At 70.0% G+C, this 17,005-nt stretch carries 10 protein-coding genes, 1 tRNA gene and 2 pseudogenes; 10 read left to right on the forward strand and 3 right to left on the reverse strand.

Features of this window, described 5'->3' with window-relative positions:
- Nucleotides 1-368: 368 nt before the first annotated feature.
- The 4 genes from ABZ861_RS29300 (at nt 369) to ABZ861_RS29315 (ending at nt 5,764) form a co-directional block, all read left to right on the forward strand.
- Complete coding sequence (locus ABZ861_RS29300) at nt 369-1,631, forward strand: RICIN domain-containing protein (RefSeq protein WP_361636314.1); 1,263 nt, start codon at nt 369-371, stop codon at nt 1,629-1,631.
- On the forward strand, nt 1,628-3,883 hold the full coding sequence (locus tag ABZ861_RS29305) for a CBM35 domain-containing protein (RefSeq protein ID WP_361636317.1): 2,256 nt from the start codon (nt 1,628-1,630) through the stop codon (nt 3,881-3,883). The genes ABZ861_RS29300 and ABZ861_RS29305 overlap by 4 nt, the downstream gene beginning before the upstream one ends.
- 103 nt (nt 3,884-3,986) lie before the next feature.
- The gene (locus ABZ861_RS29310) at nt 3,987-5,198 is read left to right on the forward strand and encodes an RICIN domain-containing protein (protein ID WP_361636320.1); all 1,212 of its coding nucleotides are present in this window, start codon (nt 3,987-3,989) and stop codon (nt 5,196-5,198) included.
- Between the two features lie 206 nt (nt 5,199-5,404).
- Entirely contained in the window at nt 5,405-5,764 is a 360-nt protein-coding gene (locus ABZ861_RS29315) for an MmcQ/YjbR family DNA-binding protein (RefSeq protein WP_361636323.1), read from the forward strand.
- Between the two features lie 28 nt (nt 5,765-5,792).
- On the opposite strand, the pseudogene ABZ861_RS29320 reads toward ABZ861_RS29315, so the two are convergent.
- Together ABZ861_RS29320 and ABZ861_RS29325 are read right to left on the reverse strand one after the other, a co-directional pair.
- Nucleotides 5,793-6,023, reverse strand: a pseudogene (locus ABZ861_RS29320) (transketolase); the annotation flags it as partial.
- A pseudogene (locus ABZ861_RS29325) lies at nt 5,969-6,717 on the reverse strand (transketolase). The pseudogenes ABZ861_RS29325 and ABZ861_RS29320, both read right to left, overlap by 55 nt.
- A 159-nt stretch (nt 6,718-6,876) precedes the next feature.
- Here ABZ861_RS29325 and ABZ861_RS29330 point away from each other — a divergent pair.
- The 3 genes from ABZ861_RS29330 to ABZ861_RS29340 all read left to right on the forward strand — a co-directional run bounded on the left by ABZ861_RS29330 (nt 6,877) and on the right by ABZ861_RS29340 (nt 12,519).
- Nucleotides 6,877-6,950, forward strand: a tRNA-Pro gene (locus tag ABZ861_RS29330).
- Nucleotides 6,951-7,264: 314 nt separating this feature from the next.
- Nucleotides 7,265-11,932, forward strand: a complete 4,668-nt coding sequence (locus tag ABZ861_RS29335; protein ID WP_361636326.1) for a DUF6531 domain-containing protein — start codon at nt 7,265-7,267, stop codon at nt 11,930-11,932.
- Nucleotides 11,929-12,519, forward strand: a complete 591-nt coding sequence (locus ABZ861_RS29340) for a hypothetical protein (protein ID WP_361636329.1) — start codon at nt 11,929-11,931, stop codon at nt 12,517-12,519. Before ABZ861_RS29335 ends, ABZ861_RS29340 begins: the two co-directional genes overlap by 4 nt.
- Before the next feature lie 295 nt (nt 12,520-12,814).
- On the opposite strand, the gene ABZ861_RS29345 is transcribed toward ABZ861_RS29340, so the two are convergent.
- On the reverse strand, nt 12,815-13,591 hold the full coding sequence (locus ABZ861_RS29345) for a bacterial transcriptional activator domain-containing protein (protein WP_361636388.1): 777 nt from the start codon (nt 13,589-13,591) through the stop codon (nt 12,815-12,817).
- Between the two features lie 386 nt (nt 13,592-13,977).
- Between ABZ861_RS29345 and ABZ861_RS29350 the strand changes: the two genes are divergently transcribed.
- The 3 genes from ABZ861_RS29350 (at nt 13,978) to ABZ861_RS29360 (ending at nt 16,865) form a co-directional block, all read left to right on the forward strand.
- Complete coding sequence (locus ABZ861_RS29350; RefSeq protein ID WP_361636331.1) at nt 13,978-14,256, forward strand: hypothetical protein; 279 nt, start codon at nt 13,978-13,980, stop codon at nt 14,254-14,256.
- Complete coding sequence (locus ABZ861_RS29355) at nt 14,253-15,560, forward strand: Nramp family divalent metal transporter (RefSeq protein WP_361636332.1); 1,308 nt, start codon at nt 14,253-14,255, stop codon at nt 15,558-15,560. The genes ABZ861_RS29350 and ABZ861_RS29355 overlap by 4 nt, the downstream gene beginning before the upstream one ends.
- A gap of 153 nt (nt 15,561-15,713) precedes the next feature.
- Complete coding sequence (locus ABZ861_RS29360; RefSeq protein WP_361636335.1) at nt 15,714-16,865, forward strand: oxalate decarboxylase family bicupin; 1,152 nt, start codon at nt 15,714-15,716, stop codon at nt 16,863-16,865.
- Nucleotides 16,866-17,005: the final 140 nt, after the last annotated feature.

Genomic DNA, 17,005 nt, shown 5'->3' on the forward strand with positions numbered 1-17,005 from the left:
CATTCCGGCTTCCAGATGCCGAGGAGTCGCGGGCTCTCCTGGCCGGTACGCCTTCTTTCGCGGTCGCTGCCAGGACGGACCGAGCGGATGTCGGTTTTGCGTGTGGGAGCTTCCAATTCTTCAAAGCCGTGCACAGCCTTGACGGTGTCCGCGGGCGCGTGGGTCCATACCTGCGGTGATGTCGCTCCGAGGTCACCGGACGGCTCGTCCGCAATTCGCTCGCCTCTGGTGAATGCGCGGCTGCCACAGACGAATGGGCCGCACGCGGTTCTCCCTCGGCACGGCGTGATGACGGACGGTTCTCTCTCCCGCTGTGGGCCGCTCGGCCGTATACGCCGACGCGGCCGACGAACGGGTCAGGAGGTTGGATGCGTTACGTACTGGGCAAGGTGGCGTTCGCGGTCGCCCTCGCGGTCGTGGCCGTGCTGGGAACCGTCCTGCCGGGAGGGGCGCCGACCGCACGGGCGGAGGCGGCGGGCAAGCCCTTGGCGACGTTCAAGGTGCTGTTCCTGATCTACCCCCATGTGCGGGTTCCCGGTCAGCCGGCCGCCGACTTCGACGACCGCATGCTGTCCGCCGCGCAGACAGCGGCGTCGAGCACCTGGCCGCAGGAGGTGGCGGACTACACCGCCGGACAGGTGCGCGCGGTGCCCACCGTCGTCGTGGTGCCGCACACGCTGACCAGCAACGAGCGGTATCGCCGCGGCAACGACCCGTCGGTGTGGACGAACGTGTGGCCCGAGGACGTGCCCCAGGACGTCGACGCCTATGTGAAGCCCGCCGGCCGCTATGACTCGGTGATCGTCTGGGACGCGACCGCCGACTACCACAACACCACCGCCGGCGGCGGCGCCCGCACCACGGACGCCCAGGTCACCTGGTCCACGCAGGGCAACCCGGGCAGCCCGGACGGCTACGGCCGGGGCAGCGACATGCTCGCCGGAACCAAGCACGAATGGCTGCACGGCCTCGCCCAGTACTACTTCGACGAGAAGGGGCTGCGCTCGCGAGCCCCGCAGTGCGCCGACGACCCGAGCCACGTGGACGGCGTGCACTGCGGAGAGGCGTACGGCTACACCCGCACCCAGGGCGGCTACGACAACTGGAACCTCTGGTACAAGGACTTCCTCAACGGCGCGATCAGCGGCGGCTCGCTCGGCCTCGGCCCGGCCGCCTGGGCCAAGGGCGTGCCGCGCGCCCGCTTCGGCGGCCCCCTGGACGGCTCCGACGCCGCGCACGCGATCGTCGGGCAGGGCAGCGGCAAGTGCCTGGACGTCTCCGGCGGCGGCGCCGCCAACGGTACCCCGGTGATCACCTGGGGGTGCCACGGCGGGACCAACCAGCAGTGGGTCGTGAGCGGGGACGGCACGATCCGCAACCCGGTCTCCGGGCGCTGCCTCGAAGTCCAGGGAGGCGCGGCGGCGACGGCCAACGGCACGAAGGCGGGCCTGTGGGACTGCTGGGGCGGCGCCAACCAGAAGTGGACGGTGAACGCCGACGGCAGCATCCGCAACCCGAACTCCGGCAGGTGCCTGGAGGTCGCGGGCGGCCCCGATGAGAACAACGACGGCCAGCCGATCCAGATCTGGGACTGCTGGGGCGGCGCCAACCAGAAATGGAGCCTGCGGTGACGGCCCTCAGACGGGCCCGCCGCCGCGGGAGCGGGCGGATGCGCGGGGCGGCCGCGGCGGCGGGCCTGGCGCTGGCCCTGGCATGGCTGCCGGCGCCGTCCCTGGCCACACCGGCGGCCCCGGCGGCCGCCGCCGCGGCGGAAGTGATCACGGTGGACACCGGCCAGCAGAGCGGGCCGATGAAGAAGCCCGGTCTGGGCTCGCTGTTCGGCGTCAGCTCCCAGCCCGACACCCCGGCCGCCTTGGCGGACCAGAGTGAGAACCTCCTCGCCCAGCACGCCAGCCGCGACGGCGACACCTCCTACCCCACCTCGACCGAGTCCGTCGCGGGCGGACTGGCCGGCACCGGAGTGCGGATGATCGCGCGCTACAACGACCTGATGGGAGGCTGGCCTTACGTCTGGAAGGGCCTGGACGACTGGCTCGGCAAGGTCGACAGCGCCACCCGTTCGATACAGCACTACCGCTCCCAGGTCTACGCGGTCGCGCCGTTCAACGAGCCGGACGACAAGCTGGGCACGTCGCCGAGCAGCCCGTTCATGACCGACTCCCAGGTCCAGGGCGCCACCTACGACGCCAAGGTCGACTGGCTGTGGACCCAGACCGTCCGGCGGATCCGGGCGATCGATCCCACGATCCGGGTCATGGGGCCGAACTACGAGCACTACAACCCCTGGGAGGCCGCCGACCGGCAGCCTCGGATGCAGGCGTTCCTCGTCAACGCCATGAACACCGGGACCGTCCCGGACGTCATCGGATGGCACAGCCTCGGCCCCAGCCCCGGTGACGTACCGGCCTGCCTGACCAGCTACTACCGCCCGCTGGAGAAGCAACTCGGCCTGCCGGGCGCGCCGAAGCCGGTCGTCGTCGAGGAATACGGCCCCGGCAGCGGCGACTTCGAGGGCGTCCCCGGCACGATGGTGAAGCACTGGGCCGAGTTCGCCCGCTACGGAGTCGACGCCGCCGCCATGGGCACCTACACCAACGTCGGGCTCCTCGGGAACACCCTGCGCCGCGCGGCGAGCGGACAGCTCCAGCCGAACGCCGGCTGGCACTTCATGAACTGGTACCGGCAGATGCAGGGCGCCCAACTCGCCGTGAGCCGCTGGGACACCCGCCACTACCAGGCAGCCGACGGAGTCGCCTCCTGGGACTCCGCGAGCCGCTCCGCGACCCTTCTGGTGGGCGGCGAGAACACCGACCTCGACGTGCGGATGCTGGGACTGGCCGCCCGCGGACTGGGCAGCCAGGTCCGCGTCCGCGTGGACGACGCCCACTGGACCTCCGACCCGAACGCCGCGGACCGCACGGTGGAGCGGGCTGGGGACCCGCAGAGCGGCGGCTACACCGTCCTCGACAAGACGATGACGCTGGACGGTTCGGGGAACCTGACCGTGCCGCTGCGCAGGATGCAGCAGTACGACGGCTACCGCGTGACCGTCTCGCCCGCCGCCGCACCGGCCGCGTACCCCACCAAGTACGAGGCGGAGCAGGCCCACTGGACCGACGCCGTCCCGCACACCGGCTCCGACACGGCCCTCGCCTCCGGCGACGGCTACGTCGGCGGCATCGACCACCCGGACAGCTCGCTCGCGTTCGCCGTCCGCGTCCCCGCCGCCGGCATCTACACCATGGCCGTGCGGTACGCCAACGGCACGACGAGCAGCGCCGCTCACACGGTCACCGTCGACGGCCTAAGCGAGCAGCCGGTGACGTATCCGCCCACCGGCGGATGGCTCGACACCGAACCGGACGTCGTCTACACGCGACTCAGCCTGAACGCCGGCGCCCACACCGTCACCCTGGGCAAGGGCGCCGGCTACGCCGAGGTCGACTACATCGACGTCCGCCCCGACACCCACCGCTACGAGGCCGAGTACGCCGCGGTGACGGACGCGAAGATCAGCGCGTTCAAGTGGAACGGCTTCCCTGACTACGTCGGCCGGATCGACCAGCCCGACAGCGGCGTGGACTTCGCCGTGCAGGCGCCCGCCGCGGGGACCTACCGGTTCACCGTCGGCTACGCGAACGGCACCGCGAGCGCCGCCGCGCACCAGGTCCTGGTCAACGGCAGCCCGCAGGCCACCATGGCCTACCAGCCCACCGGCTCCTGGTTCGACACCAGCGCCCAGGACCGCGACGAAGCGCGGAGTTCGGTCCAGGTCACCCTCAACGAGGGCGTCAACCACATCAGTCTGCGGAAGGCCGACGGCTACGCCGAACTGGACTGGGGCCTGCTCACTCCCACGTAACGCCCCCCAAGACGCCCCCCGGCGCCGGTCCCGGTCCGCGCAGCGTTTTCCGGCCCGGGACCGGGTTCTCGTCCCGCTCACCTTCGACGAAGAGGTCGCACTCATGTCCCCCATCGCACTGCCACCCGTACGCCGGGCGCTCGCCGCGCTGACCGTGCTCCTGCTCGGCGCGGCCCTCGCCCTCCTCCACCCGGGAACCGCCCGCGCCGACACCCAGATCTGCGACCAGTTCGGCAGCACGTCCATCGCCGGCGGCCGTTACATCGTCCAGAACAACGAATGGGGCGACACCAGCCCGCAGTGCCTCACCGTCACCGGCACCGGCTTCAACGTGAGCACGGCCAACCACAACGTGCCGACCAACGGCGCCCCGGCCGCCTACCCGTCGGTCTACGCCGGGTGCCACTACGGCAACTGCTCCTCCGGCAGCGGACTGCCCCTCCAGGTCAGCGCCTTCGGCAACCCCGAGAGCACCGTCGCCTACCACACCTCCGGCGGCGCGTGGGACGCCGCGTACGACATCTGGTTAGACACCAGCCCCAGCCCCGCGGGCCAGAACAACGGCGCGGAACTGATGATCTGGGGCAGCCACGCCGGCGCCCCGCAGCCGGCCGGATCCAAGGTCGGCACCGCCTCCATCGAGGGCGCGACCTGGGACGTATGGGAGGGCCGGCTGTCCAACGGGGGCATCTCCTGGAACGTCGTCTCCTACGTCCGCCAGCAGACCGTCAACGGCCTCGACGTCCACATCAAGGACTTCACCAACGACTCCGCGTCCCGCGGCTACCTGAACTCGGCCTGGTACATGACCAGCGTGCAGTTCGGCTTCGAGCCCTGGACCGGGGGAGCGGGCCTCGGTGTGGACAACTTCAGCTTCACGACCAACGGCTCCGGTGGCGGCGGGGGTGGCGGCGGCTCCACCGGGAAGACCCTCGTCGGCCAGGGCAGCAACCGCTGCCTCGACGTGAACGCCGCGGGCACCGCCGACGGAACCGTCGTCCAGCTCTGGGACTGCAACGGCAGCGTCGCCCAGGTGTGGCAGCGGACCGGCAACACCTTCGTCAACCCCCACTCGGGCAAGTGCCTCGACGTGTCCGGCGGCCGCACCGCCAACGGAACCGTCGTCCAGCTCTGGAGCTGCCTGAACAACGCGGCCCAGCAGTGGACGGTCAACTCCAACGGCACGATCGTCAACCCGAACTCCGGCAAGTGCCTCGACGCCGCGGGCCAGGGCACCGCCAACGGCACCCGCATCCAGATCTGGGACTGCTACGCCGGGGGCACCCAGCCCAACCAGGTGTGGTCCATGCGCTGACACGCCGCCGCCCTGCCCGCCCTCTCGCGGCTCACGGCGGTGAGCCGCCAGAGGGCGGGACGACGGTTCGAGGACTCCGGGCGCGACACGGACGCGCCCGGAGTCCCGGCCTTCGCACGCCCGCAGTCCGGGCGCAGGGTTCGTGGTTCACGGCGCAGGTGAGACGAGCGGGACGACTGTCAGTGGGCGCCGCTAGCGTGCGGGGCATGCCGGATGCCGACGACGTACGCCGTATCGCCCTGTCCCTGCCGGACACGGCCGAGAAGACCGCCTGGAGCATGCCCACCTTCCGGGTCGCGGGGAAGATGTTCGCCACGCTGCCCGAGGACGAGACGTCCGTCGCGGTGCGCTGCCCCAAGGAGGAGCGGGACGAACTGGTCCTCGCCGAGCCGGGGAAGTTCTGGATCGCCGGCCACGAGGCCCAGTTCGCCTGGATCCGGGTGCGTCTGGCCGCGCTGGAGGACGAGGGCGAACTGCGGGACGTCCTCGCCGACTCCTGGCGCCAGGCCGCCCCGCCCGGACTGCTGGAGGCCCACCCGGAGGTGGGACCGCCCGCCGCGGACTGACGTCTCCCCGGGCGGCTGCCCGGTCCGTTCAGCCCTCCCCGTCTCCCGGCGCGTGCCCGAGGAATCCGGAGATCCGCTCCCGCAGCGACCGGGCGTCCAGGCCGTACGCGGCGGTGTGCTCCTCGGCGCTCCCGTACCGCCGCAGCTCAGCGCGGCCCACGCCGAGGCCCAGCACTCGGTGGGGCACGTCGCACAGCACGTCGTTCACTGCGGCCGTCGACGTGCCCACGAGATACGGCTCGACGAGGACGACCTCGGCTCGACCTGGGCCACCACCGCGTGCGGCCGTCCCGGATGCGGCGCGGTGAACGCCGCGTACAGTGCTTCGTGGTCGCGGCCGTCGACGGTCAGCGTCGACCAGCCCGCCGCCTCGAAGCGGGCCGCGATTCCGCCGGGGCGGGCGTAAGGGCCGAGGCGTTGTCTATGACGACGGTGTGCAGCCGGTCCAGCCCCGCGGGCCCGGCGAACGCGAGCGCCTCGTGGTTGCTGTCCTCGTCCAGCTCGGCGTCCCCGGTCAACGCCCACACGCGGGGGTCGTGCAGGCCCTGGGCGCGCAGCCCCAGCGCGACGCCCACGGCGATCGGCAGCCCGTGCCCGAGGGAACCGCTGCCGATCTCCACGCCCGGCACGAGGGTGCGATCGGGATGGCGCCCGAGCGGGGAGTCGTAGCCGCCGAAGTCCGGCAGCCAGTCGACCGGCACGAAGCCCTTCGCCGCCAGCACGGCGTAGAACGCCATCGGGCCGTGCCCCTTGGACAGCAGGAAGCGGTCCCGCTCCGGATCGTCCGGTCGCTCCGGGCGGACCCGCAGGACCCGGTCGTAGAGCACCCAGAGCACGTCCAGGGTGGACGTGGCGGCCCGGTCCGTGCTTCTCGTCGCCCGTCATGAGCCCCATCAGGCGCGGGTCAGGTCGGCGTACCCGTGGGGGCGCCCCAGCGCGTCGGTGATCGTCATACGATCTATCGCGCAACCTCAACCGAACGTGAGGTCAAGGGCAGGACGCGGATCGTGGCGGGACCGCGCCCGCGCGAAAGCGGTGCGCGACCACCGACCCGAGTGCGGTATGGTTTCCCTGCACGTCCGGCAGGGGGAAACCCCAGGTCAGACGGGCATCGGGACGTGGCGCAGCTTGGTAGCGCACTTGACTGGGGGTCAAGGGGTCGCAGGTTCAAATCCTGTCGTCCCGACTCGACGGAGTCGTAGATCAGGGCCGGTTCGGAGACATCCGAACCGGCCCTTGATCATTCTCGGGGACCAGCCGGGGACAGGGGGGCCAGTCGGGGACCGTCGTCCTCGGCGACTGCCGCTCCGGCAAGCGTGCCCAGAATGCCGTGCTCGCGGCGGACAACTGTCGTGATCGCACCCGCATGTCGCGGTCCAGTGGATCTCACCGCTTCGCCTCAGACCCCCCATGTCACCTCGGGAACTGGCGTACACGTGTTCGCGTCCTTGCTCACGACGTGCTGAGTGAACCGCGGCCGCTGATGGAGGTTCGACGGGGATGGGTTACACGATTCCGGGCTGGCTGGACGAGGTCCTGGACTTCATCGGGATCAACTTCCCGAACGTCGACGAGGACGATTACCGCGAAATGGCCGACGCCATGCGGGACTTCGCCGACCAGTTCCAGGGTCATGGAGCCGAGGCGCATCTGGCGTTCGCCCGGATCCTGTCCTCCTCCCAGGGCTGGGCAGTCGACGCGATGGAGAAGCACTGGAACCAGGTCAAGGTCAGTCATCTGGAGAAACTCCCGGAGCTAGCCCGGCTGTTCGCGGACGCGTGTGACGCTCTGGCCGAGATCGTCTTCTGGATGAAGACCAAAGCCGAGGCCGAACTGGCCCTGATGGCCGGGTCGGTGGGCCTCTCGCTCGGGCTCGCCTGGGTGACCGGTGGCCTGTCGGCGGTGCTCGGCGCGGCCGAGGTCACCGCGATGCGGCAGGCGGTCAAGCGGATCATCGACGAGGCGGTGGACCGCATCGTCGACGAGGTGATCGCCAAGGTCACCGAGCCGGTCAACGCCAAGCTGGAGTCGATGGTCGAGGACATGGTCCTCGACCTGGCCGAGGGCGCCTTCTCGCCGCCGCCCGCAGGCGGCAGTGGCGGCGGGCACGGGAGCGGTGGGCAGGAGGGCGGAAAGCACGGCGGGATGCGGCTCGCCTCAGCCGGTGACTCCGGCTCGTCCGGCGGTGGTGCGAAGACCAGGATCGACCACTTCGAGTTCGAGGACGGGGCGGACAAGGTCTCGCGCCACGGTGCAGACATGCACACCGGCGCGTCCGCACCCATGGGCCGGGTCAAGGAGGCGTTCGGCCGCAGCAAGGGCCGCGACCCGTTCACGAAGGTCTTCGACAGCGTGCTGCACGGTGCGATAAAGGGCTCGGAGAAGGTCCTGAAGAAGATCACCCAGCACATCACGGAGACCGTCCCCGACCGGGTCAAGGCCGCTTCGCGGCTGCACAAGCACAACGACCGCGGCGTCCGTGACCAGGTCAACGGCATCGGCGTAGGCAAGCACGGCGCCAGCGCCGGCGGCCACGGACGGCCCGGCTCCGGCGGCAGGCGCGGCCCCGCCGACGGGCCGGGGCAGCCCCAGGAGAAACTGTCCCAGCGTGCGCGCTCACTGCTGAGCAAGTTCACCTGCGGCGACCCGATCGACATGGCCACCGGCCAGATGATCCTCGCCCAGACCGACGTCGACCTGCCCGGCGTTCTCCCCCTGACGCTGCGCCGCACCCACCTGACAGGCTACGCCCACGGCATCGCCTTCGGCCCGTCCTGGGCCTGCACCTTGGACGAGCGCCTGGAAGCGGATCAGGAGGCAGGCGGCGTGTGGTGGCGGCGCGAGGACGGCTCCAGCCTCTACTACCCGCGCACCCCGGACATCGTCGGCGACCGCGTCGACCCGGCCGCGGGCGAGCGGCTGCCGCTGACGTACGTGTCCCAGGGCGCCTCCTACGCACTGGTCGTGCAGGACCCGTACGCGGGCCTTACCCGACACTTCGAGCCCTCCGGGACCCGTGCGGGCGTGTGGTGGCTGACGACGGTCGAGGACCGCAACCACAACCACGTCACCGTGGAGCGCGCCAAGGACGACAGGCTGCTGGAAGTCGCCCACTCCGGCGCGTACCGCCTCACGATCACCACCGCCCCGGACAGCCACCGGGTCACCGGCCTGCACGCCGTCACCGCGGACGGACCGCTCCGGCTGCGCGGCTACGGGTACGACGGAAGCGGCGACCTCACCGAGGTCGTCAACGCGGTCGACGCGTCCACCCGCTTCGACTACGACGCCACGCATCGCGTCACCGGCTGGCGCGACTCCAATGACACGGTGTTCGCCTACGTCTACGACGAGTCGGGCAGGGTCGTCGCGACGCACGGCACCGACGGAATCCTGAACTCCCGTATCGGCTACGGCGGTCCGGACGAAGACGGCGCCACCACCGCCACCTACACCGACTCCCTCGGCCATGCGAGCACGTATCGCGCCAACCGCCACGGCCAGATCGTCGCGATCACCGACCCACTCGGACACACCACGCACCAGCAGTGGGACCCGCGTGATCACCTGCTCAGCCGGACGGATCCCTCGGGGCACGTCACCCGCTGGGAGTGGAGCGGCGAGGGCGACCTCACCGAGGTCGTCGACGCCGACGGCGCCGTCACCCGTTTCTCCTACAACGCCCTGCACCTGCCGGTGGCGGTGACGAACCCGGACGGCGCCGTCGTCCGCCAGGACTTCGACCGGCGCGGCAACCGCGTCGCCGTCCACACCCCCGACGGCGCGACGACTGCGTTCACCCACCACACCACCGGCGCCACCGCCGAAGTCACCGATCCCCGCGGCACGACACTGTCCGTCGACGCGAACGCGGCCGGTCTCCCGATCGCGGCCACCGACGCCCGCGGCGCCACCACGAACTGCACCCGTGACGCCTTCGGCCGCCCGCTCACCGTCACCGATCCGCTGGGCGGCGTCACGACCCTGGACATGGACGCGGAGGGCCGCCTGGTCGCCCTCACCGCCCCGGACGGCAGCCGCGAGTCGTGGACCTACGACGGCGAGGGCAACTGCACCCGCCACACCGACCCGCTCGGTGGCACGACCACTCTGACCTACGGTCCCTTCGACCTCCTGGCCGCCCGCACCGCCCCCGACGGCGCCACCCACACCTTCGCCCACGACACCGAGCGCCGCCTCACCCGCGTCACCGACCCCCAGGGCGCGACCTGGTCGTACACCTTCGACGCACGCGGGGAGGCGGTGGCCGAGACCGACTACGACGGCCGCCGCACCGCCTTCGCGCACGACCCGACCGGCTTCCTCGTCTCCAGCACCACCGCGGCCGGCGATGTGTTCACCTTCGTCCGCGACGCCGTCGGCCGCCTCACGGCCAAGGAGGTCTCGGGCGAGCGCACCAGCTACACGTACGACGCCGCCGGCCGGCTGACCGGAGTGACCTCGGCCGACTCCGTCCTCACCCGCTCCTACGACGCGCTCGGCCGGCTGCTCGCCGAGACCGTCGACGGGCACGCCACGCACTACCGCTACGACGCCGCCGGACAGCGTGTCGCCCGCACCACCCCGAGCGGCGCGCGGACCACCTCCGACTGGGACGCGCTCGGCAACCGCACCCGCCTCTCCCTGGACGCACGGCACACCCTCGCCTTCGCCCACGACCTGCTCGGCCAGGAGACCGAACGCGTCATCGGGGGAGAGGCGTCGCTCTCCTCCGTCCACGACCGCCTCGGTCGGCTCACCCGCCAGTCCCTCAGCGTCCCGGCGCGTCCCGGCGCCGACCGGCGCCTCCTGCGCGACCGCCGTTACACCTACCGCCCCGACGGTCACCTGAGCGAACTCGCGGAGCAGGTGACCGGCCGCACCCTCGCCTACACCCTGGACCCGGTCGGCCGCCCGCTCGCCGCCACCGCCAGCCGCGGCGGCTGGCACGAGCAGTACACATACGACAGCGCGGGCAACCAGACCAGCGCTCACTGGCCGGACCGCCCGGCCGGCCCCGACGCCCGCGGACGGCGCACCTACTCAGGAACCCGCCTCCTGCGCGCGGGCGACACCGCCTATCGTTACGACGAGGCCGGACGCCTCGCGTCCCGCACCCGAAAACGCCTGTCCCGCAGGCCCGAGACCTGGCGCTACACCTGGAACGCCGAGAACAGGCTGACCTCCTGCACCTCCCCCGACGGCCGGACCTGGCACTACCGGTACGACCCCCTCGGCCGCCGTACCGCCAAGTACCGGCTGGCGGACGACGGTTCCACGCGGCTCGACGAGATCCGCTTCTCCTGGGACGGCGCCCGCCTCGCCGAGGAGACCCACCCCGCGACCGGCGTCACCGTCACCTGGGAACACGACGGCCACCGCCCCATCGCGCAGTACGAGCGCAAGCATCTGTCGGACACCGAGGTCGACTCCCGCTTCTTCGCCATCGTCACCGACCTGATCGGCACGCCCACCGAACTCGTCACCGAGGACGGCGACATCGCCTGGCACACCCGCACCACCACATGGGGCGCCACCGCGCCGAACGCCGACGCCCTCGCCGACACACCGCTGCGCTTCCCCGGCCAGTACCACGACGCCGAGACCGGCGGCCTGCATTACAACTACTTCCGCCACTACGACCCCGAGACCGCCCGTTACGTCTCACCCGACCCTCTCGGCCTGGAACCGGCCCCCAACCCCTGCGCCTACGTCCTCAACCCGACGACCTGGTTCGACCTGCTGGGTCTGCTCACCTGCAAGCAGAACGCCAAGATCCTGCGCGGCAACATGGAGGCGAACGGCGTCACCTTCAAGCCCGGTCAGGCCGCCGCGCACCTCGTCCCCTCCGGGGGCGCGCAGGGCCACTGGGCGCCGGGCGCCCGCGCGCGTCAACTTCTCCAGCAGTACGGGGTCGACGTCAACGACGCGTCCAACGGCATCCCGCTCGACCATCCGACTCCGCACAACTACACCCACCGGGCCAAGTTCCTGCAACGTCTCGACCTGCACCTACAGACCCACGAGCAACTGCTGGCAGCCAGTGGCGCGAAGCCGGCCGCTATCGCGAACTCCCTGAAGTCCGAGCTCCGTAAGATCGGAGCGGACGTGCTCCAGGAACTGAAGACCGGATCTCCCAGCCCCACCGCGCATTGGACCGCACCATGACCTCAGAGACCGGCCGGACGGCCGGCGTCTTCCGCATCACGCCGTCCTTCGGCGACCACTACAAAGGTCTCCTCGTGGACGCCCTTCCGCTCATTCGCTGGGAGATGGACGGCAGCGCTCATCCGCTCCCCGGGGAACTGAACGCCGACTGGCATGGGAACCCCGGCGGAAGGGTGTCGGACTACCCCAGCGGGCACGCCGTGGTCCCGGTGCTCAGCCGAAGGCTGGCCGAGGAGACCTTCGAGCGCTTCCACGCCTTCGGCCACTACATTCCCGTACACGTGTCCGACGCCCGGGACGGCGACTACCGCGCGTACGTCCCGAGCGTCGTCGCCGACTGTCTGGACAGGAAGGCGTCGTCACCGCCGACCGAGGTCGGCGAGATCGAGCACGCCGAGTTCATCCCGGAGGAACTGCCCCACGACGCACCTTGTTTCCGCCTGACGGACAACAGGACGTACGTCTACTGGAACGGATGGGCAGCACGACTGATCCAGTCCCTCGCCGGTCCGGAGAACGTCGAACTCCGACTGGTGTGGTCCAGCGACCCCAACGCCGAAGCCCACCCGCGCCCGATGGGCTTCTAGGCCGTGCATCGGACACAGGGTCCAGCACCCGCAGGCGGGTCGACGTCACTCGCCTGGGGCTTCAGCGCTCTCGTTCCATTGCTCAAGCCACCTGCGAACCTGTTCGCTCACCTCGTCCAGTCCTGCGGCTACCGCGTACTCGACGGGGGCTTGCTGGGGGTTGTCGGCGACCAGCAGGCGTGCCCGTAGAGCCGGTGGCTGCTCTGGCTCCCACCACACGCGAATGATGAGAACTCCGGTGTGAGGACGATGAACGGCCATGACTCCAGCGTCGCGGACTTCCGACACCCGAACGTCACGGCCGCGTGTGCCGGCCTTCGACCGCGTCGGCCATCCGGCGGCACAGTGGGGGCGAGGGCTCCAGTCCCAGTTCGGCGCGGAGAAGCCGCCGCAACTCCCTGAAATGCCGGATGGCTTCGCCGGTGTTGCCCTCCGCGAGATAGGTCTCGATGACCTGCCGGTGGGCGCTTTCCCGCAGCGGCTCTCCGGCGACCGCCCGCAGTCCCGCGTCCAGCGCCTGACCGAAGTTGCCGGCGGATCGATGGAGGCGGGCGAGCGATTCCAGAGCGTGAAGGCGCATCTGGTGCAGCCGCTCCCGCTCGATGATGACCCACTCGTCCCACGCCTCCGGCAGGAGGTCGCTGCTCAGGGCTTCGTCCGCGAGCGTGATGTCCGGATGCGGCGCCTCGTGCGGGTCGCGGTGCGTCGGCCGCTCGGACCAGGCGATCGTCCGCTGGAGGACGTCCTCCGTGGCCGTCAGATCCGTTTCGACGTCCTGTGACAGGTGAAGCGTGCTGGCCGTGGCGACTACCAAGGGCCGATTCAGCTTGGGCAACCGCCACAGAGTCGAGCGCAGACAGCCCGCCGCCCGCATGCCAGGGGCATCCGGCCACAGTCTCTCGGCGGCGTATTCGCGGGTGAGCGCGCGGCGACTCAGCGCGAGAAGGCTCAACAGCCGCTGGCCCGCCGGGGCGATCAGCACGGACCGTCCTTCGTAATGCAGGTCGAAACTGCCCATGAGCGTCAAATGCGGTAGATCGCGCGCATTGAATTCGTCGGAGCTTCTGTGCATCTCGTTCACGACTCCTCGGACCGCGAGGAAGCCGTCACCGACGAAAGGGAAATCTCTGGCGTGAAATCTCCGACGGTCGTTGTATGGCGACCGTGCATTTCACGTGGAAAACCGCTGTGCGCCGTCAGCCACAGGCTCCCGGGTCCTCGCCTTTTCGTGATGCGGCGCCGTACGAGTGCCGCACCTCCCCATTGGAACACCGCGAGGCTGTCGGCACATCTGGGCACGCACGTCTCTGCCTGGGCCGTGCGCGCAACGCGAGTACCCCACGTCACGTCGGCGTGTCAGCGACCGTGACGCCTGGGTGACGGCGCGGTGACCTGGCCTCTCCAGACTTTTGTGGTGACTCGGCATCGGGGACCAGAAAAGAGACGAGAGGAGACCCTGTGTTCACGCACCGCTCCCCATCCCCACCATCTTCCTCCTGGCATGCGTACTCTCTTTCGCGCGCCGGATTCGGCCGGTTCGGGACCGCCAGAATTCCTGCTCTGCTCTACGACGTCTTGCTCCTGTTCCTCGTCATTCTGACCCTGATGCATCACGTGCTCGGCCTGGGATTCCTGCTGGCCGCCTTTCTTGTGTGGCGGTCCATCGGACGGTCCTTCGCGCGCAGCCGGCTGACGGCTTCCGCTTCCAGCGGCCCTCGCTGTGAGCAGCGCCGATGAGCGCGCCGACGGTCGCACAGCCGAAGCGCCCCGCCGCCCCGGACGAAGCCTCACTCGTCCTCGGAGAGTTCCGCGACATACGGTCCCGTGGCAGATGGCGGTTCCGGCTCGCTCTGCTCGGTCCCGCCTTCGTCGTGGCCGTCGCGTACGTCGATCCGGGCAATGTGGCGACCAACGTCGAGGCGGGCGCGCGCACTGGCTACATGCTCGTCTGGGTGGTCGTGCTCGCTGACATCATGGCCCTGCTCGTGCAGTACCTGTCGGCGAAGCTCGGACTGGCCACGGGGAAGAACCTTCCCGAACAGTGCCGTGAACTCGCGCCGCGGTGGCTGAGTCGGCTGCTGTGGGCGCAGGCGGAGCTGGTCGCCATGGCCACGGACCTGGCGGAGTTCGCCGGGGCCGCGCTCGGGCTGAGCTTGCTGTTCGCCATGCCGATCCCTCTCGCCGCAGTGGTGACGGCGCTGGTGTCCTTCGCTGTCCTGGCCTGTCAGCAGAAGGGCTGCCGCCCCTTCGAAGTCGCCGTGGCCGCCTTGCTGCTCCTCGTCATGGGCGGGTTCGCCTACGATCTGCTGGCCGTCGGCCATCAGTCCGCGGCAGACGCCGCGGCGGGCATGACGCCTCGCCTTAACGGTGAGACCACGGGACTGCTCGCGGCGGCCATCGTCGGCGCCACGGTCATGCCGCACGCGGTCTACCTCCATTCCGCGCTCACACAACGCAGGGTGCGGACGAGCGATCCGCGCGATCAGCGTTTCCTGCTGCGTTTCCTACGGATCGACTGCGCGCTGGGATTCACCCTCGCGGGCGCCGTCAACCTCGGAATGCTCTGTCTGTCGGCAGCGCTCTTCCGTGGTAGGGAATGGGGGAATCTGGACGCCGTCACCGCCGCGCACGCCGATCTGGGCAGGACCGTCGGCGGTGGCGCGGCGCTCGCCTTCGCGGTGGCGCTGCTCGCGTCCGGCCTCTCCTCATCGAGTGTGGGCACGTGCGCGGGACAAGTGGTGATGCAGGGGTTCCTGCGACGGCGGATCCCTCTTTTCGCACGGCGGCTGCTGACCATGGCCCCTGCGCTGCTCGTCCTGTCCATGGGGCTTCCCGTCACCTCCACCCTGGTGTTCAGCCAGGTCGTCCTCGCCTTCGGCATCCCCTTCGTCCTGCTCCCGGTCGTCGTCCTCACACGGCGACGGGACCTCATGGGCCCCCTGGTCAACCGGACCGCCACCACGGCCGCCGGCGCCCTCGTGTGCGCCCTGGTGATCTGCCTGAACGCCTACCTCATCGTGACCATGGTGGAAGGCGGCTGACAGCCCAGGACTTGGCATCGACCCACACCGGCCGGCCTCAAGGAAGGGGCCGCGCGAGAAGGAGACCGAAGTGGTGATGGCGGGGTGACGCCGACGGCGCAGAATGCATAGCAAGTCCTACGAGCCCACCCATCCTTCAAGCGAGGAGGCGGCATGACCGTCTATTCCACAGGCAGGATTCCGCAGCCCATTGCGGACGGTAAGGGCGGCACCGATCCGGGTCCCCGCAACATCGCGGTGGATCTCCAGAATCCGGATCTGCTCGTCCCTCCGGAAACCGACTCAGGCACCGTGCCGAACCTGAAGTTCTCCTTCTCGCAGGCCCATATGCGGCTGGAAGAGGGCGGCTGGGCCCGCGAGGTGACGCAACGTGAGCTGCCGATCGCGACCGAACTGGCCGGCGTCAACATGAGGCTCAATCCGGGGTCCTACCGGGAGTTGCACTGGCACAAGCAGTCCGAGTGGGCCTACGTACTGGACGGGAAATGCCGGATCAGCGCCGTCGACCAGGAGGGGCGCAACTTCCTGGAGGACGTCTGCGCCGGTGACCTGTGGTTCTTCCCGCAGGGCGTCCCGCACCACATCCAGGCGCTGGAGGAGGGCGTTGAGTTCCTTCTGGTCTTCAACGACGGCCAGTTCTCGGAGAACAACACCTTCCTGATCAGTGACTGGTTCGCGCACACGCCGCGCTCCGTCCTGGCCAAGAACTTCGGGGTCTCGGAAGAGGAGTTCGCCTCGATTCCCACCTCCGAGCTGTACATATTCAACGGCACTGTGCCGCCGGAGCTGGAGTCCGACCGCGTGCTGAGCCCGAGCGGCGACGTGCCCCGCAGCTTCAAGCACCGTCTGGACACGCAGGCCGCGGTGCGCACCAGCGGCGGCAGCGCCCGCATCGTGGACTCGTCCAACTTCACGGCCTCGACCACCACTTCGGCTGCCCTCGTGGAGATCGATCCGGGCGCCGTCCGCGAGCTGCACTGGCACCCCAACGACGACGAGTGGCAGTACTACATCTCCGGCGAGGCCCGGATGGGTGTCTTCCTGGACTCCGGCCGCAACCGGACGTTCAACTTCCAGGCCGGTGACGTCGGGTACGTGCCCTTCGCCACGGGCCACTACATCGAGAACACCGGCGACGCACCGGTACGGATGCTCGAGATGTTCCGCACGCCTCGCTTCGAGGACGTCAGCCTCGCCCAGTGGATGGCGCTGACCCCGCCAGAAGTAGTGCGCCAGCATCTGCATCTCACCGACGCTGCCATGAATGCGCTGAGGGTGGAGAAGCAGCCCGTCTTCCGGCCGTGAGCCTCCGCCGAACTGGTTGCACAGCCGAGCGGTTGGAGTGACACCGGAGTGAAGCCTCTGGTGGAGGGGTCCTCGACCAAGAGAACCGTCTCCACCAGAGGCTCCGCATGTGTGAGACCCGATTATTGCGTTAGCGCCGT

Origin of the sequence: Streptomyces sp. NPDC046985 (assembly GCF_040644415.1) — a bacterium.
Lineage (GTDB): Bacteria > Actinomycetota > Actinomycetes > Streptomycetales > Streptomycetaceae > Streptomyces.